A 21,310-nucleotide genomic window follows, 5' to 3' on the forward strand; every position below is an offset into this window, starting at 1 on the left:
CAACTCCAACACACCAACACCCTAATACGCTAACACGTTTACCTCCTATGGACTGGCAAGCCTTTTGGGACAAAAAAGCACTGCATGAGGATCCTCATGTTCAGGTAGCACGTACCAAAGGGGGCAAACAAAGCGATAAGCAGGAATTAGCGAAAATAGCAGCCTACATAAAGGAAAAACTGGAATTGAGTGAGGAGGATACCTTGCTTGATTTGTGTTGTGGGAATGGTATGCTGAGCAAAGAGCTTTCACCCTTTGTAAAAGAATTGCTGGGCGTTGATTTTTCAGAACCACACATTGAGATTGCCCGACAGCAATTTATCGCTCCCAATGTCATGTTTCTGAGAGGAAATGCTACTAAGCTTGCCTTGCTAACCGAAAAATCTTTCGACAAGATCAACCTCTATTTCTCCTTTCAGTATTTCGATACCTATAAAATGGGCGAGCTGGTGGTAAAGGAAATGGCCAAGTGTTTGAAACCTGGAGGGAAGATATTGATCGGAGATGTGCCCGATAAAGAAAGACTAGCTGTCTTTTACCCTAAACCGATGGATAGGTTTCGTTATCATCTGGCACGCATAAGAGGTCGAGATCAAATGGGAAAATTCTGGAGCGAAGCAGAAATGCAAAAAATCGCAGCTGCCAGCGGCCTTCAAATCCAAAAACTAAAGCAACCCGCCGACTTTCTCTATCAGCATTACCGCTCGGATTATCTTTTATGGAAAGAATAAAGAATTTGTAACTCCCCCTCTAATACCCATGCGCGTAGGACCGCAAGATATGGTGGTCGGGGCGGATTGCGGGGCTGGTTTAAAATCTTGCCGGTTTTTGCTCAACTTTTTGCCGTCAAAAAGTTGAAAGAAACAATTAAAGACTCCCCTGACTATAGGCCAACATAAAATAATTAGTCTGCTTCTCAACACCTATAGAAGTCTCAGGACCATGGCCCGGCCAAACGACCACATCATCTCCTAGCGGAACAACTTTCTTGAAAATACTTTCCATCAAGACCTCCATAGATCCACCGGGCAGGTCAACCCGCCCTATACTTCCCTGAAAAAGCACATCTCCGGAGAAGAGATTCTTACTTTCTCTATGATAAAAACTAATATGACCCGGGGAATGTCCGGGAGTAAAGTAGACTTCCAGTTCCAAATCACCGACTTTGATTACCTCACCCTCATCCACCAATTGGTCCGGATCAGGGGAAGGCATAGCAGAAAGCCCCATCATTGTCGCATATCCAGGCACAGCAGCTAATTCACCGATTACCTTTTCATGGGTAAGGAAAGGAATATCAAAGGTCTTCTTTACAAAATCATTGCCTAGCATATGATCAATGTGACCATGGGTATTGAGCAAGTAGACAGGTTTCAAACCGGAAGAGGTGATATAGTCTCTCAACTGGGCCTGTTCTTCCTGTGTATAGCAACCGGGGTCAATGATGGCGCAATTTCCATTCTGATCAGAGATCACATAGGTATTTTCCTGATACGGATTGAAAGTAAATTGCTTTATTTCCATTGTTAAATATTTCTTAATTCGTATTTGACATATGCCTAATTCCCGCACAAGTTACAGGAATTTCCTATATTACCCGCCGATAAGAAATCACTGACCCATTTTATGAATTATCCAGTAGTGAAGGTCTCTATTAAGTTCCCTCAAAATTACAAGGCGGTACTTTTGATCTTTCTGGGGCTGAGTCTTCACCTTAGTATCTTTGCTCAACCCGAGCCGGCTTCTGCTGAGGCTCAGGGAGCCAGTAGGGGTGCCGGAGCTGGTACCTTAGATACCCGCTTATCCACCATTAATTATAAATCCGGAATCATCAGCCTGGATGATACCGCGATAGAGGAGTTGGACTACGTTTTACAACTATTCAAACTCAATCCCAATCTCATTCTGGCTGTGCAAGGGCACTCAGATGATCAGGGAACTATAGGTCGACACAATTACCTTTCCGAATATAGAGCCTGGTTGGTATGGGCCTATCTGGTTTCCAGAGGAGTTCCACACCATCAGATTAGCTATTATGGATTTGGCTATCGAAAACCCAAGGTACAGGGAGTGGATAGCAAATCAAGAAAAGAAAACCGAAGGGTAGAAATTCATGTGGTGCTCCCGGATAATCCGGATGAGTGATCTCAAAAAGGCCACCATCTACGCTTTCGCTTTTTGACTTTTATCCACAATTGGCCCTTTTCCTCTTTGACAGGATAGGTATCAATGAAATAGCCTCCGCTCTCTGACTGGCCCGTATTCAGGTCGAAGCCAAATCGGTGCCAGGGACAAAGAATTTGATTCCCTTCTATTTTCCCGGCAAACAATGGACCTCCTGCATGCGGACATTTTCCATCCAATGCATACCATTTGCCCTCTTTAAGAATAATACATAGGGTTTTTCGTCCCAAAGTACCCTTTCCTATGTAATTTGCACCCGAAAATGAAGACTTATCCGGAGACAGATCATGTAAAATTTGCCACTCGTGGTTCATTCTCTTAAGTTTTTATACCTTTGATAGTTTAATTTACGATTTGAAGCCCAAGATTCTCAATGGCATATTAATCACTATTTCGCTCCTCTTTTGGTTGCTGATCCTCCTCTTCCAAATGGCGGAACATGTGGCTGCGCAATTTCCGGTAGCGCAAATGGTTCTGGGAGTCGATGAACTATGGTACAGATTTGCCCTGGTTGCTTTCTTTGCCGTAAATACCCTGCTAATAAGCAGGATATTCTCCAATATCCGAAAATTGCATGTCACCACCCTCCTGTGGCGACTCTTTTTGATAGGTATGATAGGGGTAACCTTTATCATGATTATCACCTTTGCCAATAAAGCGAGTGCAAAGCTACTTACCTATCCCTACTTAAAAGCCATCTATTATACCATTGGGCTTTATGCGATCCTGATATACTTCCTTTCAGCCCTCTTTATATACAGACGCTTCATCCTCTACCCACGTACCCGCCGAAAGCTGTATGCCTGGCGTGTATTTATGGGGCTGGTGCTCTTTTCCCTGATCCTTACTTTCTTTGCAAATACTCCAGGTATCGTTATTCTGGTATTGAGCTGTTATGCGATTTATATTATCGTATCACTCCTCATCAGTGCCAATGTAAGATGGATCTCTTACCTCAATTTCAATCAAAAATTGAGGGCTCTGGGCTTATCAGTGATGATGTTGATTGTTGATATTACCTACATCATCGCTGCAGTACGCCTCCCGGCTCAAATGGGTCTGGAACTGGATGTCACCCTGATCTTCCTGAATTTCATCATCGTTTTCAGCCTGATCTATACGACCTTTTCGATCCTGGTTCTTTTCTTTAATCTCCCGACTTCTTCCATTTTTGAAAGACAGGGAGTGGAAATGGCTTCTTTCAGCAAGATCAACCAGGCTATCCAGAGCAATCTGGATTTTACCGAAATCATGAACACCCTCCTGGATGTAACCATGATGTCCAGCAATGCCAAAGCAGGTTGGGTAGAAAATATCATTGAAGAAACCCATACGACAGAGATTACTATCTGTAAAAAGATTACCAAGCAGGATATAGAAGAAATTTTCCAACACGGTAGCCTGACTGAAAAGATCGTTCAGGATCAACGGGCCCTGTACATAAGGAACCTGAAAAAGTACAAGGGATTAAGATCAGGAAGTGGACGTTTTCGCTCGATGCTCGTAGTCCCTATTGTTTCCAGCAGTCAGACCTATGGTGCCCTTTATCTGGTAAATGAATTGGAAAATGGCTTTGAAGAGGTGGGCCTGGAATCTGCCAGGAAATATGCAGAGCAAGCAGGTATCGCTTTGGAAAATGCCAGTTTGCTCAAAAACTCTATCGAAGTAGAAAGGTACCAGGAGCAATTAAAGATTGCCACAGAAGTGCAAAGCAAATTGCTGCCCACTCAGATGCCGTATTCAGACAGTATCGATTTTGCAGCAAAATATGAGAATGCCTATGAAGTAGGAGGAGATTATTTTGATATGGCTCAGCCTGATGAAGATCGTTTCCGGATAGCAATAGGGGATGTTTCGGGCAAAGGAACTACCGCAGCCTTTTATATGGCTGAAGTCAAGGGGATTTTCCATGCGCTTTCCCAATTGGAAATAAGCGTAAGGGATTTTATTCTGGCTGCAAATAAAGCCGTTTCTGCCTGCCTGCAAAAAGGTTTTTTTGTAACTCTCACCTATCTGGAGGTCAACCTCAAAAAACGTAAAATCGAATTTATTCGAGCAGGGCATTGTCCGGCTTTCTTCTACAATAAAGAAGAAGACAGAATCTGTCGCTTTAAAGAAGGAACCCTGGGATTGGGAATTAATCGTACAGACAAATTTGCCAATTTCATTAACAAGACTGAAAATTTGGCTTTCAGTCCCGGAGATGTGTTGGCATTATATACAGATGGGATCATAGAGGCCAGAAATATGGACAAGGAAGAATATGGCTATGATCGCTTCGAAGAAATTTTGCTTCAAAACAAAAATGGATCAGCAGAAGAAATCGCGGAATCTATCGTAAGTAGCGTAAAATCTTTCGTTCATGGAGAGCTCCAGGACGACTATACGGTGCTCATCCTGAAATTTAAATAGAACAAAAGTTCAAAACATATCGTAATAATTGCATAGATGGAGATAAAAACGGAAAAGCACCCTCAGTACACGACGGTGGTCCCAATAGGAGATATTGATGCGAATTCATCAGTAGATTTGGATCAGGCAGTTGGGGAGTTGCTAGAAGGAGGAGAAAGCAACATTCATATCAGCTGTAAGGAAGTCCCTTACATTTCCAGCGCTGGTTTAGGAGTGTTTATCTCAAAGCTTGATGAAATCACCGCTCAATCGGGCGATTTGGTTTTATCAGGTATGCGAGAAAATGTGTACGAGGCATTCAATTTACTCGGTCTTCATCAGATGGTCCGTATTTTTGAAAATGAAGTAGACGTAGAAAAATACTTTAGCCAGGAATGAAATCGTATTTAAGGGTTCGTTGTAACAAGAAATTTCTTGCCACTATTCGCGACTTCGTGAAGAAGAAGCTTGCGGATATGGATATCAATGGCAGGGTTTCTCACCAGATTGTCCTGGCGGTGGATGAGGCTTGCGCAAATTGTATGATCCATCAACATCAATGCGACAACCTTTCAACCCTCGAAATCACCATATATAAAAAAGACAACACCCTTTACACAGAAATAAAAGATCCCGGCAAAGCTTTCCCCATGCATACCTATCAGCCCGAGCAATTGCAGGAGATTATCAAGAAAAGAGCCAAGGGAGGCTTGGGTATCAGCTTGATACACAAGATTATGGATGAAATTCAAGTCGAACAAGAATCTAATTACTCCCTCTACCGCCTCGGAAAAAATCTCGAAGCCTGAATCCTTCCCCCACTCTCGAGTACCAAAGTCCCTCTCTTTCCTACATCTCTCCTATTTTCCCTTCCTATTCTTTCTTTCCCCATTTCTTTATTAGGCTCAGATTGCTAAATTTGCACATTGCAAAAAATCATAGAAGAAATTATGGGAATTCGTCTTAGTCGCGTTTTTCTTTCCTTGTTAGTTATATCTCTCCTCTCCATTAGCTGTAAATCCAGCAAAAGCGGAGTTGTATCCAGTAAAACCCAAACAGAAGGTCCAGAACCCGAGCTCTTAAGTTTTGACAAAGGCGCGGTAAGTCAGGAGGAATTCGAAAGGGTTTATGCGAAAAATAATGGGGGTCGGGAAGCAGTAGCATCACATACAGCAGAACAATACAGAGAGTATCTCGATCTGTATGTAAAATTCAAACGTAAGGTTTTCGAAGCGGAAGACCTGGGTCTGGATGAAACCCCTGCTTTCAAACAGGAATTTGAGACCTATCGCAAACAATTGGTAAAACCTTACCTTTCTGCCAAAGAAGTAGAAGATAGACTGGTACAAGAGGCGTATGATCGATCCAAATACATCGTCAATGCAGCTCATCTTCTTTTGGGAGCGAAAGAAAATGCAAGCCCTAGCGATACCCTCAGGGTATATAATCAAATTCAGGCCATTCGGGATTCCATTTTATCCGGACAGAAGAGCTTTGAAGAAATGGCCATTGCCTATTCAGAAGATCCTTCTGCCAAGCAAAACAAAGGAGACCTTGGCTATTTCACTGTTTTCGAAATGGTGTATCCCTTCGAAAATGCAGCTTTTTCTACTGAGCCAGGCAGTGTTTCAACTCCCGTCCGTACTCGTTTTGGATACCACCTACTGAAGGTAAAAGACAAAAAAGAAAATATTGGCAAAAAGCAGGTAGCTCATATCATCGTTCGCATCGGAGATCGCTATTCTGCCAAAAATGAACAGGAAGCACAGGCAAAGGTCAATGAGATCTATGAAAAGCTCAATAGCGGATCTGACTTTGCAACACTTGCCAATCAATATTCTGATGATCCGGCTTCCTCTGCAAAAGGAGGAGATTTGGGTACCGGGAGATTATTGCCGGAAATGGAAGAATGGAAAATCAAGCTGAACGAAGGTCAGCATTCCAAACCTTTCAAAACCCGTTTTGGCTGGCATATCCTCCAAGTTTCCAATGTAGAAAAGGTAAAGACTTTTGAAGAGTCAGAAGCCAGCCTGAAACAAAGAATCTCTCGCGATAGCCGTTCACAATTAGGAAGATTGGCCCTGATCAATCGAATCAAAAGAGAAAACAATTACGAATTTGATCAGGCAGCTTTTGAAAGCTTTAGTACGAGTCTCGATCAGAATTTCCCAAGAGGAAGCTGGCGGCCGGATTCTACACAGGAAGCCATGAGAACCCAAGTGCTCATGAAGCTGAATGGAGGAGAACAGACCTATTCGATTGGAGATTTTACCGACTTTTATATCAAAGCCAGGCCTCGTAAACCAGGGATGACTCCTCCGGCCGCAGCTATGGAAGTTTACAATAGCTTTGCAGAAGAGAGTCTCATGGCTTTTGAAGAAAGTCAACTACCCAAGAAAAATCCCGAATTCAGACATCTGCTTCAGGAATATAGAGATGGGATTTTGCTCTTTACCCTGATGGAACAAAAAGTCTGGAAAAAAGCAGTAGAAGATACAACGGGACTCAAGGCCTTTTATGAAGGAAATAAAAAGCTCTTTCACAAGGATAAAACCATTGATGTGAAAGAATACAGAACTACAGATCAGGATGCAATCAATCAAGTCAATGCATATCTGGCTGAAGGCAAAGCAGATGAGTATATCGACTCTTTGCTAAATCAGAGTTCAAAACTTACCTTACGTATTATAAATCAGACATATGAGACTGGAGATGATAACATTCCAGCCGCTATGTTTGACAAAGAAATAGGTCAAAGAAGCGACATAATCGGAGAAAATAACTTCTACCGTATACTTGTGTTGGTTTCAAAAAACGAAGCGGGAGTTCCTCCGTTTAATAAGGTTAAGTCTGAAGCAATTACCCGCTATCAGGACCACCTTGAAAAGACCTGGTTAGATGAACTGGCAATTAAATACCCAGTAAATATAGATGAAGAGGTATTCAGTAAATTATACAAGTAGAAAGGTTCGAAACAACCTTTTATACTTCCTTGCCGTCTTATTTTCGGTGCATGGAACGGGATGTGATACCGTTAGCCAACCCGGAAAGGATGTTTTGGCACGTTATGGTGGCAATCAATTGCTGAGAGAAGAAATAGATTTCTTCATGCCGGATGACTTGCCAAATTCAGATAGTGCCCGATATGCCGAACAGTATATCGACAAGTGGATAAGAAGGCAGACCATAAAAGAAGAGGCAAAGAAAGAAATCGAGGACCTGGACAAGAAGCTGCAATTTGCCCTGGATAATTATGAATCAGAACTGGTTGCCAGTGAATTTGCCAAGCACCTGATCGAATCAAAGGCTTCGCAAATCCGGGTTACGGAAGGAGACATTCTCAACCATTACACCAAATATCCGGAGCGCTTTGTCAGCAATGGAAATTTTTATCAGTTCTTCTACGTACGAACCATTTTGCCCAATCAGTATAAGCTCCAGAATCTAATGAGGAGCGACGAAGCAGAGAAGATTGATGAACTACGTCAATGGGCAAAAGATAATGCCAACGAATGGCGACTGGACAGTTCCTATGTACAGGATTCTGAACTGGATCGCATTTCGAAGGGTTATTATTTCGGAAATATAAGAAAGGCCAATACAAAAACGCCTTATGTATATAGCAGCAAGGAAGGCAAACAAACCAATTTCCATTTCTTCCGCATGTTGCAAGTGATAGAGCCGGGGGATCAACTTCCCCTGAGGATAGTCCGGGACAGGATCATAAACAGCATCAAGAATCAAACGATCAACACCATGATCCAGCAAACAGAAGCCCGACTTATCCAGGCTGCCAGAAAATCGAATAAGATTAAAATCTTTGATGAGGAATAAGTGATTTCCCCATCGCATAACAGACATTTATGAAAAAATTCACGCATTATGTGCTTACTGTCCTTTTGGCAGTTTGTTTTTCCCAATCTCTTCAGGCACAGGAAGTCGTTGATCGTATCGTAGCGATCGTAGGGGAAGAGATCATTCTTACCTCTGATATAGATAATCAGTACAATTATCTCATTATAAATGGAGAGAAAGATGATGGTAGTTTACATTGTCGTGTAATGGAATCGCTCATTGTCAATAAACTCCTGCTAAATAAAGCCGAACAGGATAGTATCGAGGTAACTGAAGAGCAGGTTACAGGTGAAGTAGACCGCAGGGTGCAGTTTTTCCTCAATCAAATGAAAGGGAATGTACAGGAGTTTGAAAGGATCTATGGAAAGTCTGTTGCACAGTTCAGAGAAGATATCAAAGAGGATATCAAAGACGAACTATTGGTTGAACAGCAAAGAGGTATCCTTTTCCGCGAATCAACCATCACCCCCAAAGAAGTAAAAGAGTTTTATGAATCTATTCCCATCGATAGTTTGGGACTGCTTCCTGCAGAGGTTCAGATCAATCATATCGTAATCACACCTCCTTTCTCCGAAGCCAGTGAAAAAAGGGCGGTAGAAATGTTGGAGAAGGCGATAAATGAGGCCAATGATGGAGCAGATTTTGGAAGCCTAGCATCCAAGTATACCATGGAGCCCGGAGGAAAAGAGCGTAAGGGTAGTTTGAGCTGGTTTGGTCGTGGACAAATGGTTCCCGAGTTTGAAGAAGTAGTATACCAAATGCGTGTTGGAGACATCTCTGAGCCTTTCAAAACAGAATTTGGATATCATGTCGTGAAGTTGAATGATAAACGAGGAGAAAGGGTAAATGCCAGCCATATCCTGAGAAGATTGTCAGTAAGTGCAGATGGAGATTCCATTGCTATGGATTCCCTGAGAAAGATACTCGATCTCATTTCCCTTGATTCTATGACTTTTGAGCAGGCGGCTATTCGGTACTCTTCCGATCGCTACTCCAAGCACTGCGGGGGATGTATCAGTAATCCCAAAACCCAGGAGCTTCGCATTCCTTTGGACGCATTGGACGCAGATACCTACTTCAAAATTGATGCAATGAAAGAAGGGGATATCTCCGAGCCTGTAGAATATATTCAACCGGATGGTTCCCGTGTTTTCCGGGTCATTCAACTAAAAAATAAGATACCTCCGCATAAGCCCAATTTGAAGGATGACTATCAAAAGATCATGAAGGCAGCTTTACAAGCCAAACAGGCAGAGAAGTTCGAGGAGTGGCTGGAATCGGCCAAGAAAAATATCTATATTGATATCAAACCTACCGAATGTCAAAACGCACTTAAAAATTGGGTTGAGTAATGCAGAAATTTAATACGCCCGTAGAGGCTGCGGATGCGCTTGCAAAGAAATACCAGGAACTTAAAGAAGAAATAGGAAAGGTCATCATCGGGCAAGAGGACGTAGTAGAAAAACTCCTCATTGCATTGTTCTGTAAAGGACATACTCTCCTCGTTGGAGTGCCCGGTTTGGCAAAAACCCTCTTGATTAGCACCATCTCGGAAGCCCTGGATTTGAGCTTTAGTCGAATTCAGTTTACCCCGGACTTGATGCCAAGTGATATTGTGGGGACTGAGATTCTTGAGATAGACGAAGATACCAATAAGAAATACTTCAAATTCATCAAAGGGCCGATCTTTGGGAATATCATCCTGGCAGATGAGATCAACCGTACTCCTCCTAAAACCCAGGCAGCTTTGCTTGAGGCTATGCAGGAAAAACGGGTTACCATTGCAGGAGATGTCCATAAGCTTGAACCTCCATTCTTTGTGCTCGCCACTCAAAACCCTATTGAACAGGAAGGGACCTATCCATTGCCAGAAGCGCAGCTGGACCGTTTCATGTTCAATATCAAAGTTGACTATCCGAGTATCGAAGAGGAGATTGAGATCGTTCGTCGTACCACTTCCAATGTAAGTCCTCAGGTAAATACGGTACTTACCCGAGAGGAAATCATTGAGTTCCAAAAACTGGTTCGCGAAGTTCCCGTTCCGGACAATGTCCTTAGCTATGCCGTAAACCTGGTCAATAAGACGCGAATCAATACGCCTCATGCAACGGATGAAATTCGCGACCTGATCACCTGGGGTGCAGGACCGAGAGCTTCTCAATACCTTATTTTGGCGGCAAAAGCGCTTTCTCTCTTAAAAGGAAAATACTCTCCGGATATCGAGGAAGTAAATGAAGTTGCTGACTCCGTATTGAGACACCGGATCGTGCCGAGCTTTACAGCAGAAGCAGAAGGTATCAGTCCTGAGGACATCATTCGGAAATTGATGTAAACAAAAATCTTTATAAAGATGAAGTCGGACAAGATCTTGAATCTTGTCCGACTTTTTTTATACAGAAAAGCAGTCAAATGAGTCTACGTAGCTTTTCCCTAACAACGTAAAATGACTCATTTGGACTGCTCTGAAATAAGGGCGTTTTCTCCTTGACTAATACTTATATAAAAGTATCAGCAATATTCTATCTTTTCTCTACCTGTTTACCGGTATTTTTCCGCCTAATCCTCAAGTATTTTTCTTGATATCCTTTTGGATTGCCTTGTAAATCAGCTTACTGGCTTGGCGCTCATTTGTAGCTCCCCCAATATGTACCGAGAAAACATTACCCTCTTTATCCAGAACAAAAGTGGTCGGATAACCAGTAATTCTAAAGGCATCTGAAACAGATCGCGTCTCAGGGAGAACGGTAAATCCTACTTCTCTTTTCTTAACAAATTTATCCAGGGCTGCTTTCTCATCTGTAGCCAAAGCCAACAACACAACATCCTCCCGAGCCCCAAATTCATCAGCCAATTGTTTCAAGCCCGGCAATTCAGCAATACAGGGGGGACAGGCAATGAACCAAAAATTCAAGACCACAATTTTTCCTCGAAGTTGATGCAGTTCGATCGTATCACCAGCAAGAGTCGTCGCAGTAAAATTGGGGGCTTCACAACCGACCAGTTCTTCTTGTGCGTCATGCAGTTTCTGAAAATATTCCTGCATTTCCTCCTTCCCCATCTTGCGGGGATCCACATCGTGAACAATAGGAGCAAAACAATCAGATTGGGCGGAAAGGCTTGTTGAGATCAACAAAAAAGCAAAAAAGAGCAAAGGAATACGCATGGGGAAATAATTAGGTTGAATAAGATCGGCTTTTCCGATACATTCTCCTTAAAAATAGTACCTTTAATAGCATTTTTCCTCAAATCTGGAAAAATGTTACCTCCCCTCACCCCAAACATTCGCATATATCATCTTTGGCTATTTTTGCCAGAGCATTTTAATGAATAAAATGAAAGAAAAACTCCTTAAACTAATTGCCTACAGCCTTTGGGCAAATCGCCTGATGTTTCAGCTCCTGCTGGATGAAAAAACTACTGATGAGAAAATGATTTTTTGGGCCGGCCACATCCTCAATGCAGAGGAAATTTGGATGGATAGGATTGAGGGAAAAGAAGTAAAAGTCTCCCCTATGGAAATGCGAAGCCTGAATAGCATTATGCCAGACTTAGAAAGACTAAATTCCCGCTTCCAACAATTGGTGGATTCCCGAGAGGAAACGGACTTATATAGCATCATTCATTATCAGGATAGCAAAGGCAATCCTTATGAAAATGTGCTTTCAGATATCTTGTTTCATATGGTCAATCATGAAACACATCATCGCTCCCAAATTGCTGCAAGGCTTAGGGAGCAGGGGATTGCCCCTCCCAAAACTGACTACATATTCTTTGTTCGCTAAAAATTGGCTTCAAAAATCCTAATTTCCTGCTAACTTCGGCTTGAATCAATATGAACCACATGAAAAGCGCGCTGGAATCGAAATTAAGCATCTTAGAAGCTTCCCTCGATGGAGAGCTCTACTATGATTCCATGATGCGAGCACTCTATGCTACTGACGCATCTGTATATCGTGAACTTCCCCTGGCTGTGGCCATGCCCAGGCATGCAGAAGATGTAAAACAACTCATTCATTTTGCCCATACAGAAGGGACTTCTCTTATCCCCAGGACCGCCGGGACCTCCCTGGCAGGACAATGTGTGGGTCAAGGCATAGTCGTCGACTGTAGCCGCTATATGACCCGAATTCTTGAACTCAATGAAGAGGAGTCCTGGGTACGGGTTCAGCCGGCCGTAGTACGAGATGATCTCAATGTTCATTTAAAGCCTCATGGCTTTTTATTTGGTCCCAATACCTCCACCTCCAATCGCGCCATGATCGGAGGTATGGTAGGAAACAATTCTTCCGGCACCTATTCTTTGGTGTATGGAACTACCCGGGATCATCTCATGGAGGTTCGCGCCATTTTGAGTGATGGCTCGGATGTGATTTTCAAGGAACTGACAGAGAAAGAGTTTCAGGCGAAACTTGAATTGGACAATCTCGAAGGAGAAATTTATCGCCACCTGGTAGAAGAGCTCAGCGATGAAGCGCAAAGGAATCGCATCCGTAAGGAATTTCCCAAAGCCAGCATTCATAGAAGAAACACCGGTTATGCCTTAGATCTACTGCTGGAGACTGAAGTTTTTTCTACCAAAGATATTCCCTTCAACTTCTGCAAGTTGATCGCTGGCTCGGAAGGGACCCTGGCATTTATAACAGAAATCAAGATCCATATTGATCCCTTGCCTCCTCCAGAGATCGGTCTGATCTGCGTTCACTTCAATTCTGTAGGAGAATCTCTCAAAGCAGTTCTTCAGGTCATGGAGCATAAACCTCGTGCGGTAGAGTTGATGGATAAAATCATCATGGATCGCACCAAGGATAGCCTCATGTACAGAGACTATCGCTTCTTCATCAAAGGCGATCCGGAAGCCATTCTGGTGATAGAAGTTGGAGGAGAGACAGAGGATGAAGTAGACCAAAAGCTGGACAAGCTGGAAATAAATCTTAAGAACACTGGATTTGGCTACCATTACCACAAGGTTTTTGGAGACAAAATCAAGAAAGTATGGAACCTTCGAAAAGCAGGCCTGGGTCTGCTCTTTAATATAAAAGGAGATAGAAAATACGTAGCCGTAATTGAAGATACAGCCGTCCATATCGAGGACCTTCCCGACTACATTTCTGAATTTGGGGAAATGATGGATCGCTATGGACAAACCTCTGTGTATTATGCCCATGCAGGAGCAGGAGAAATCCACCTTCGCCCCATCCTGAACCTAAAGGATCCGGATGATCGCAAAATGTTCCGCAAGATTGGACATGATACAGCCGTCTTGGTAAAAAAATTCCAGGGTTCACTCAGTGGAGAGCATGGAGATGGAAGAGTAAGGGGGGAATTTATTCCCATCATGGTGGGAGAAGAGAATTATGAATTATTCCGCCGTTTAAAGGATAAATGGGATCCTAAGCATATTTTTAATCCCGGCAAAATCGTCAATGCGCCTCCTATGGATGTTTCCATGCGCTTCGACGAAAATCCTCCAGAGAAAAGATACGATACCGCCTTTGATTTTAGTTCGACTGATGGTATCCTGAGAGCTACGGAGAAATGTAATGGTTCTGGCGATTGTCGGAAAACCCATTTATCCGGAGGTACCATGTGCCCCAGTTATATGGCCACGCGTCAGGAAAAAGATACAACAAGAGCCAGGGCTAATATCCTCCGAGAAGTACTTACTCGATCTGAGGCAGAAAATCCTTTTGCCAATGATGACATTTACAATGTGATGGATCTTTGTCTCTCTTGTAAAGGTTGTGCATCAGAGTGTCCTTCAAATGTAAATGTGGCAACCCTCAAAGCAGAATTTCAGCATCAATATTACAAGACGCACGGAATTCCCTTTCGTTCGAAAGCTTTCGCCAATATCTCCCGCTTAAATGGGCTGGGATCAATTGCTCCCGGACTGACCAATTTCTTTCTCCAAAAAGCGGGAAGTGGCCTGGTAAAAAGCATCTTGAAACTTGCACCTAAAAGGAAACTACCCGGACTCTACCATACCACCCTGAGAAAGTGGTACAAGAAAGTATATAAGAATATAGTTACCGGTCCGGTTGAAGCGGGTTCCAAAGGCAAAGTATACTTCTTTTGCGATGAGTTTAGCAATTTCAATGATACCGAAATCGGCATCATTGCCATTCGCTTATTACATGCCCTCGGATATGAGGTAATCATGCCGAATCATGTGGAGAGTGGAAGGGCACATATTTCTAAAGGCATCCTAAATCCGGTCAAAAAGCTGGCAAGGAAGAATGTTGAAATCTTTAGTCAATTGGTCAGTGCGGATACGCCATTGATCGGACTTGAGCCTTCTGCAATTCTGAGTTTTAGAGATGAATATCCCCTACTGGTTCCGGAAAACATGAAGGAGGCTGCAATTAAATTGGGAGAAAATGCCCTAATGATAGATGAGTTTCTCTCCAGGGAAATCGATGCAGGCAATCTGGATGAATCTTTATTCTCCGATCAGGAGAAAGACATCCTCCTGCATGGACATTGCCATCAAAAAGCTTTATCCTCTGTCAATCATAGTCAAAAGATTCTTTCTCTTCCCAGCAATTATGAAGTCGAAATTATTCCTTCCGGTTGTTGCGGTATGGCGGGTTCATTTGGCTATGAAGCTGAACACTTTGACCTATCTATGAAAATAGGAGAACTTGTCCTCTTCCCCAGTATCCGAAAAGCCCCGGAAAAAATGGTAGTCGCGCCTGGTACCAGTTGCAGACATCAGATCATGGATGGCACCAATCGGAAAGCTATGCATCCGGTAGAAGTGCTTTGGAATGCCCTGGAAGGAAGAGATAGAAGCAATGAGGATTAGAAAATAAGCTCTATCTTGAGCTTTTTCTCATTTCCCCTAAAAAGCATAAGGCCAGACGTAGCGTGAAGAATTCCCAGAAAATAGGACTGTATACCGCAATGGCGGTTGTGATCGCCAATATGATTGGTACAGGTGTATTTACCAGCCTGGGTTTTCAGGTAGTGGAAATACAATCGGTGTTTGTACTCATGCTACTTTGGATCACAGGAGGGGTTCTGGCTTTTTGTGGGGCTGTCAGTTATGCTGAGCTGGGAGCCGTAATGCCTCGTTCCGGAGGTGAATATCATTTTCTCTCGAAAATTTATCATCCGGCTCTGGGTTTTGTTGGGGGATGGATCTCCGCAACTGTCGGTTTCGCTGCCCCTGTTGCCCTTGCAGCAATTACCTTTGGAAAATATTTACAAGGCGTTTTTCCCGGATGGAATGCTGAAGTTCTGGCTATAATCGTTTTGATAGCTGTTACCTATGCCCATTTACATACGGTAAAAAACAGTGGCCGCTTTCAGCGACTATTTACAGCCATAAAGTTATTGCTGGTCTTTGCTTTCATTGCGGGTACTTTCCTCTTTACACCGGAACCTCAAAATCTCAGCTTATTCCCGGAAGTAGGGGATGGAAAGCTCCTGCTGGGTTCGGCATTTGCGGTCTCTTTGATTTATGTTTCCTATGCTTATACAGGCTGGAATGCAGCTACCTACCTCATCAATGAGATGGAAAATCCTCAAAAACATTTGCCCATAGCATTAGGCGGAGGAACCCTCATTGTGATGACGCTATATGTACTGCTCAATTACTCCTTCCTTTATGCTGCCCCTATGGATGCGCTTGCCAATGAAGTCGAGGTGGGTTTCATTGCCGCCACCTTTGCCTTCAATACAGGCGTAGCTAAATTTATGGGTGTGGTACTGGCCCTTCTCCTTGTTTCTACGGTAAGTTCTATGGTCTTTGCCGGGCCAAGGGTGATTCAAGTCATGGGACAGGACTATCCGGCCTTCAAAGCCATGTCCAAGACCAATGCACATGGCGTTCCGGTTCGTGCCATTCTCATTCAGTCAACAATTTCTCTTTTATTCATCATTACGTCCTCCTTTGATAAGATTCTCGTATTTGCAGGCTTCACCCTGGGTTGTACGACCTTTTTAGCAGTACTTTCTCTCCTCGTCCATAGATGGAAACATAAAGACATAGAACGTCCCTACAAAGCCTGGGGCTATCCACTTTCCCCTATCATCTACCTCGTCCTCATGGGCTGGACCCTTACTTATCTCCTGATCGAACAAACCCAGGAATCAGTAGCGGGACTTGCGCTCGGCGGCATAGGATTATTGTTATACTATTTTGGGAACCGGGAGAAAGCAGATACGTAGAATTCTGAGATGAGTATGATCAAATTCCTCCAACAAAGGCTCAAAAGTTTTGGCTATGCCTTCAAAGGTATTGCCACCTTTTTCTCTGATGAGGCGCATCCCAAAATTCACCTGCTCGCCATTCTTGTCATTACGGCATTGGGATTTTATCTGGGGCTCAATACTACGGAGTGGTGTCTCATCATCATTTGTATGGCCCTTACGCTTTGTGCAGAAGCTTTCAATAGTGCGTTGGAAGCTTTGACTGATTTGGTTTCTCCCGATCATCATCCTCTGGCCGGAAAAGCAAAGGACATAGCAGCAGGAGCTGTACTGCTTACGGTTATATTCGGAGGAATTGTTTGGGGCATTATTTTCCTGCCGAAGATTTTTGCCTTGTTTTAGGGGAAATTCAACCCACCAAAACCCTTTCGCGCGAGCCCCATTTCCCTTAATGCTCAATTAATGGAAATGCGCTACAAGCCCTGACTCTCTTTGGCTACGCGGGTCGTTTCCATTTTTTGCGATACAGTGGTAACTAAGCCATGTCCAGCAAAATCGACTTATATCTGTCCTTAACAGCTGTCATCCCGGCCTTAACCTAAGAGCCGGGATCCCTAGCAAACACAGGATAAGGCTAGAGTTCCCGGACACCTAATAGGTTCCGGGATGACAAAATTTTTTGTTTAGTTTTCAACTATAGAACTGAAATCCTTTTTCTTTTTTGGTCCAGCGGCTCGTTTCCTTTGTTGCTTAAAAAGAGACACGGGCCAAAAGCGGAAGGCTTCCCAGGACTCCTATCGCAATTGCAACAAAAACTTCTCAAAAAAGACTGCATCATCTACTTCGATTTTCATCAAATAGGCTCCGGAAGCAGGGAGCTCAAGCAGTAGATTTTCTTCCATCAATCCCCATTTTTCGCCTATATTTTTCTGCATCAATTCTCTCCCTTGCAGATCAAATATCGAATATTTCACATTTTCTCCATGCAGATTATTCAGGCTCAGCTTCATTTGGCCGGAACTGGGATTAGGATAAAGTTTAACAGCATGAAGTTCTGCCAACTCTGGCTCTATTCCTACCAGATTACAGCTTCCTTCGATGCGGATATTGTCGAGGTAGATATTGTTGCCGAAATCTGAAACGGTCTCAAATCGCAAGGCAAATTGAGATTGACCGGCATAGGCACTCAAATCTATTTCTACACATGCTGCTCCATCTCCGGCATAACACCAATCCTCGTCTGCCGCTGGAACAAACGGGCCAGGATTGCTTCCCGTTGGAGGAGCTGTTGCGAAACTTTGCATACCATCATCTCCCATTCTGATCAATACATCTGAAAAAGTATTACCTCCATCTGTGGAAGCATAAATGATCAGGCTGTCCCTTTCTGTTCCTGCTTCCTGCACATAGCTGTAATCAAAATTAAAGCTGATATTATCGACCTCACTTAAATCAATAGTCGGAGAAATGAGTCCATCCCTTGCCCCAACAGCTGCATAAAAATATAATTGGACATAAGCGCTATTGCTACCCGCTCTGTTTCCTCCTGCTGCCTGGGTCTCCCAGCTCAGAGCATTGTCTGGGTTGTCGATGGTCCAGCTCGCAGGAATTCCATTTTCAAATTGCTCCTCAAATACGATAGCAGGATCGCTGCTATTGACGGTGATTTGATCTGTGAGGCTTAAGGTCCGATTTCCAAAGGAATTGCCGACTTCCAGACTTACTGAATAAATTCCTGCTGTGGGATAGGTAACCAGCGGATTGGGATCCGTAGAAGTTGCAGGAATTCCTCCCGGAAAACTCCAGTTCCATTCATCGGGATCATTTACAGAAGCGTCAGTAAAACGAATCGACTGTCCTGCACAAACTATGGTACTGCTACTTGTAAAGGCCACTGCAGGCGGAAGATCTTCTGTACAGCTATTTGCATTAGCGAGTATACCTCTACGCGGAGAATTTGTCAGTACCGTTCGCATACGCGTCTTTTGATCCTGGGTGAAGATATTCATACAGGCATCATCTGAGGAGTCCATATAATTTCTCACCATGTCCGCGGAGCTACAAGAGACGTGGCCTACATCACAGCCAAAGTTCTGTGCATCGGTTTGTGGCGTATCATCACAAAAATCATCCTGGCTACATCCGCCACGATCTCTTCCTTCCAGATGAAATACACCCAACCAATGCCCAATCTCGTGGGTAGCGGTTCGGCCTTCATTGTATGGAAAAGAAAGATTACCGGTTCGACCGAAAAAGGTCGGGGCTACCACTATCCCATCTGTACTGGCACCCCCATTGTCTGCGGGAAGCCCATTGATTCCGGCCATATTGGGAAATTGGGCGAACCCCAGCACATTGCCCGTAATCTCTGCTACCCAGATATTGAGATAGCGATCCGGATCCCAGAAAGTCAGGGGTTTGATATTATTGTCAATATAGATATCGGACCAGGGTGGAGCGGTCCAGCTGAAATCATTGCGGTCAATTCGGTTGATGCCTCTTTCCAGTAAAGGATCTCCATTAGGATCGAGCGTGGCCGGACAAAATTCTATTTCTATATCAGCTCCAACCGGATCATTGTTAAAACCAGGCGTTCCTGACTTTTTTCTAAAGTCTTCATTTAGTACCTCAATTTGAGACATGACCTGTTCCATACTCAAATTGCTTCCCACGCCTACATCTTCTCCATTGTGAACGATATGGACGATAACAGGTAAGGTCAGTAGCATGCGATTTTCGATTCGATTGGCGCCCAAAGCTATATTTCTCTGCATAAGCATCTCGAAATCATCCAGGCTTCCCAATGAGGGATCATTCGCCCGACGAATACTATCCATTTCCATTGCCCGACAAAGCCTTCTGCCTTGCCCATAAACATCTATACATAGCAGTAAAAACCCCAAAAGGAAGACGGTATATCTCATTCCAGTTCTTTTGTCCCAAGAAATCTAAGTTTTTGCTTACAAACAAGGATAAAATTTGGGAGACAGGCTTTTTCAACTTGCCCCTCAGTCAATTTTTTGCAAATTGAAGGCAAGAATATTACCTCATGCAACTGATCATAGCTTCCCGCAATCCTATCAAAGTCAATGCTAGCCTCAAAGGCTTTCAGGCCATGTTTCCCCAGGAATCTTTTGAAGTAGAAGGCGTCTCGGTAGCCTCCGATGTATCCGACCAACCCATGAGCGATACAGAAACTCTCCAGGGAGCTATCAACCGGGCTCATCATGCAAAGGAGCTTTATCCAAAGGCAGATTTTTGGGTTGGAATAGAGGGAGGATTAGAAGAAAGGGAGGAAGATTATCATGCTTTTGCCTGGGTCTATGTATTGAGTCATACACAAAAGGGTCAAAGCAGAAGTGCATCCTTTCAACTCCCGCCGCAAGTTTGCCAATTGATCAGGCAAGGAATGGAACTGGGAGATGCAGATGATGTTGTGTTTGGAAGCAAAAATTCCAAACAGGCAAATGGCGCAGTAGGTTTACTGAGTGGAGATGCAATTGTGCGGGAAACGCTCTACATTCCTGCAGTTACCCTTGCTTTGGTTCCTTTCAGAAATCAGGATTTATTTAGGCAGGAGTAGATTCGAGGAAAGCCTGAATGTGTTTGCCCAGATATTCCAGCTTTTGTAGATCAGCTGTATTCTTCTGCTGAAGGGCAAACCATTTCTCCTGCTCATCCTTAACACTCAATCTGTATTTTGCAGGATTCCCTTTTTGGTCGATTCTCAAGCCCTGAATCTCGGATAAAGGTTTATCTATAATGAGTTTTTTCGTCCAGCCTTTTCTATGGTAAAGTTTGAAATTGTCATTTTCCTTATCGAAAATGGCTTTACTGGTCCGAAGCAGGAAGGTAAAGCCTGCGAGCGAGGCCAGGCAGAGTACTCCTCCCATCCAATAGGTAAAGCGATAGGTGGACTGGGCACCAAAATGTCTGGCTGTTCCCACAGTAAGTGAAACACCTGCTACGAATAAGGATGCCAGGATACCTTGCAAGAGTAATCCTCTTTGTTCTACTACCAGTTTTTTTGCGGTATGTTCGGTTATGTCCATAATCTGTACCTCATTAACAAGAAAAAGCCCCTCAAATACGCCAAATTCCCTCTTTCTTCAAAGGAAAAGAGATTTCTGCGAAAAGGGTTCTCTTTTTTCTCGATTTATTCGCAATTTTAACCCCCGAAATGAAAGCAGATAAACTAGACCTCTTTCCCAAAGGAAAACTCCAGATCACCTTACTGAGGCTTTGCCATCAATTGATGGAAAAGTATGATGATTTTTCTCATGTTGTATTGCTGGGGGTTCAAACCAGCGGTGTACACCTGGGCCGAAGAATTCAGGCCATGATGAAAGAACTGGTGGGAGTAGATCTCCTGACCGGGGAATTGGATGCTACTTTCTTCCGCGATGATTTCCGCATGCGAAAAGAACCGCTGGAACCCAATCGTACTAATATTGATTTTCTGATCGAAGACAAACATGTCATTCTGCTGGATGATGTGCTCTATACCGGTCGTACCATACGAGCTGGCCTGGATGCTATGCTTGCTTATGGAAGGCCCAAAAGTGTAGAGCTCTTTGTACTGGTTGATCGAAAACATAAGCGCGAATTACCCATCCAGCCCTCTTATGTAGGAATTCAGGTAGATACCATCAAGACCCAAAGGGTATTGGTAAATCTAAAAGAAGCAGGAGGCAAAGATCAGGTTTTACTGGTTTCACAGGAATAG

20 protein-coding genes are annotated in these 21,310 nt (G+C 43.6%); 15 read left to right on the forward strand and 5 right to left on the reverse strand.

Annotated elements, in window-relative coordinates:
• Positions 1-47: 47 nt before the first annotated feature.
• Positions 48-731, forward strand: a complete 684-nt coding sequence (locus tag R8P61_23555; GenBank protein ID MDW3650070.1) for a methyltransferase domain-containing protein — start codon at positions 48-50, stop codon at positions 729-731.
• A gap of 136 nt (positions 732-867) precedes the next feature.
• On the opposite strand, the gene R8P61_23560 is transcribed toward R8P61_23555, so the two are convergent.
• Positions 868-1,524: an MBL fold metallo-hydrolase gene (locus tag R8P61_23560; protein ID MDW3650071.1), complete on the reverse strand. Its 657-nt coding sequence runs from the start codon at positions 1,522-1,524 to the stop codon at positions 868-870.
• A 102-nt stretch (positions 1,525-1,626) separates the two neighbouring features.
• Here R8P61_23560 and R8P61_23565 point away from each other — a divergent pair, with 102 nt between their 5' ends.
• Positions 1,627-2,145: an OmpA family protein gene (locus tag R8P61_23565; protein ID MDW3650072.1), complete on the forward strand. Its 519-nt coding sequence runs from the start codon at positions 1,627-1,629 to the stop codon at positions 2,143-2,145.
• A 2-nt stretch (positions 2,146-2,147) separates the two neighbouring features.
• Here R8P61_23565 and R8P61_23570 read toward each other — a convergent pair whose 3' ends face one another.
• Positions 2,148-2,498, reverse strand: coding sequence for a Rieske 2Fe-2S domain-containing protein (locus R8P61_23570; GenBank protein MDW3650073.1), 351 nt, complete (start codon positions 2,496-2,498; stop codon positions 2,148-2,150).
• Positions 2,499-2,538: 40 nt separating this feature from the next.
• Here R8P61_23570 and R8P61_23575 point away from each other — a divergent pair, with 40 nt between their 5' ends.
• From R8P61_23575 to R8P61_23605, 7 genes are all read left to right on the forward strand, one after another.
• A complete protein-coding gene (locus R8P61_23575) occupies positions 2,539-4,596 on the forward strand; it encodes a GAF domain-containing SpoIIE family protein phosphatase (protein ID MDW3650074.1) in 2,058 nt (685 codons plus the stop codon).
• Between the two features lie 36 nt (positions 4,597-4,632).
• Positions 4,633-4,974: an STAS domain-containing protein gene (locus R8P61_23580; GenBank protein MDW3650075.1), complete on the forward strand. Its 342-nt coding sequence runs from the start codon at positions 4,633-4,635 to the stop codon at positions 4,972-4,974.
• Positions 4,971-5,384 carry an ATP-binding protein gene (locus R8P61_23585; GenBank protein ID MDW3650076.1) on the forward strand — a complete coding sequence of 138 codons (414 nt, stop codon included), beginning with the start codon at positions 4,971-4,973 and terminating at the stop codon, positions 5,382-5,384. The genes R8P61_23580 and R8P61_23585 overlap by 4 nt, the downstream gene beginning before the upstream one ends.
• Positions 5,385-5,501: 117 nt before the next feature.
• The gene (locus R8P61_23590; GenBank protein MDW3650077.1) at positions 5,502-7,538 is read left to right on the forward strand and encodes a peptidylprolyl isomerase; all 2,037 of its coding nucleotides are present in this window, start codon (positions 5,502-5,504) and stop codon (positions 7,536-7,538) included.
• Positions 7,507-8,409: a hypothetical protein gene (locus R8P61_23595; GenBank protein MDW3650078.1), complete on the forward strand. Its 903-nt coding sequence runs from the start codon at positions 7,507-7,509 to the stop codon at positions 8,407-8,409. The genes R8P61_23590 and R8P61_23595 overlap by 32 nt, the downstream gene beginning before the upstream one ends.
• 29 nt (positions 8,410-8,438) lie before the next feature.
• Complete coding sequence (locus R8P61_23600) at positions 8,439-9,782, forward strand: peptidylprolyl isomerase (GenBank protein ID MDW3650079.1); 1,344 nt, start codon at positions 8,439-8,441, stop codon at positions 9,780-9,782.
• Positions 9,782-10,762, forward strand: coding sequence for a MoxR family ATPase (locus R8P61_23605; protein ID MDW3650080.1), 981 nt, complete (start codon positions 9,782-9,784; stop codon positions 10,760-10,762). Before R8P61_23600 ends, R8P61_23605 begins: the two co-directional genes overlap by 1 nt.
• A 231-nt stretch (positions 10,763-10,993) precedes the next feature.
• Here the strand turns inward: R8P61_23605 and R8P61_23610 are convergent, their stop codons facing one another.
• Positions 10,994-11,593 carry a TlpA disulfide reductase family protein gene (locus R8P61_23610; protein MDW3650081.1) on the reverse strand — a complete coding sequence of 200 codons (600 nt, stop codon included), beginning with the start codon at positions 11,591-11,593 and terminating at the stop codon, positions 10,994-10,996.
• Positions 11,594-11,762: 169 nt separating this feature from the next.
• On the opposite strand from R8P61_23610, the gene R8P61_23615 reads away from it, so the two are divergent.
• The 4 genes from R8P61_23615 (at position 11,763) to R8P61_23630 (ending at position 16,986) form a co-directional block, all read left to right on the forward strand.
• Positions 11,763-12,212: a DinB family protein gene (locus tag R8P61_23615; protein MDW3650082.1), complete on the forward strand. Its 450-nt coding sequence runs from the start codon at positions 11,763-11,765 to the stop codon at positions 12,210-12,212.
• A 59-nt stretch (positions 12,213-12,271) separates the two neighbouring features.
• Entirely contained in the window at positions 12,272-15,235 is a 2,964-nt protein-coding gene (locus tag R8P61_23620) for an FAD-linked oxidase C-terminal domain-containing protein (GenBank protein MDW3650083.1), read from the forward strand.
• Between the two features lie 62 nt (positions 15,236-15,297).
• Positions 15,298-16,602, forward strand: a complete 1,305-nt coding sequence (locus tag R8P61_23625; GenBank protein ID MDW3650084.1) for an amino acid permease — start codon at positions 15,298-15,300, stop codon at positions 16,600-16,602.
• 15 nt (positions 16,603-16,617) lie between these two features.
• Positions 16,618-16,986 (forward strand): diacylglycerol kinase family protein, encoded by a 369-nt coding sequence (locus tag R8P61_23630; protein MDW3650085.1) that lies wholly within the window; start codon positions 16,618-16,620, stop codon positions 16,984-16,986.
• A 392-nt stretch (positions 16,987-17,378) separates the two neighbouring features.
• Here the strand turns inward: R8P61_23630 and R8P61_23635 are convergent, their stop codons facing one another.
• Positions 17,379-19,508 (reverse strand): M43 family zinc metalloprotease, encoded by a 2,130-nt coding sequence (locus R8P61_23635; GenBank protein MDW3650086.1) that lies wholly within the window; start codon positions 19,506-19,508, stop codon positions 17,379-17,381.
• A gap of 125 nt (positions 19,509-19,633) precedes the next feature.
• Between R8P61_23635 and yjjX the strand changes: the two genes are divergently transcribed.
• Positions 19,634-20,167, forward strand: a complete 534-nt coding sequence (gene yjjX / locus R8P61_23640) for an inosine/xanthosine triphosphatase (protein MDW3650087.1) — start codon at positions 19,634-19,636, stop codon at positions 20,165-20,167.
• Here the strand turns inward: yjjX and R8P61_23645 are convergent.
• Complete coding sequence (locus R8P61_23645; GenBank protein MDW3650088.1) at positions 20,154-20,636, reverse strand: hypothetical protein; 483 nt, start codon at positions 20,634-20,636, stop codon at positions 20,154-20,156. The two genes, yjjX and R8P61_23645, sit on opposite strands and share 14 nt — an antisense overlap.
• Before the next feature lie 128 nt (positions 20,637-20,764).
• Here R8P61_23645 and pyrR point away from each other — a divergent pair, with 128 nt between their 5' ends.
• The gene (gene pyrR / locus R8P61_23650; protein MDW3650089.1) at positions 20,765-21,310 is read left to right on the forward strand and encodes a bifunctional pyr operon transcriptional regulator/uracil phosphoribosyltransferase PyrR; all 546 of its coding nucleotides are present in this window, start codon (positions 20,765-20,767) and stop codon (positions 21,308-21,310) included.

The organism is Bacteroidia bacterium (assembly GCA_033391075.1).
GTDB lineage: Bacteria > Bacteroidota > Bacteroidia > J057 > J057 > JAWPMV01.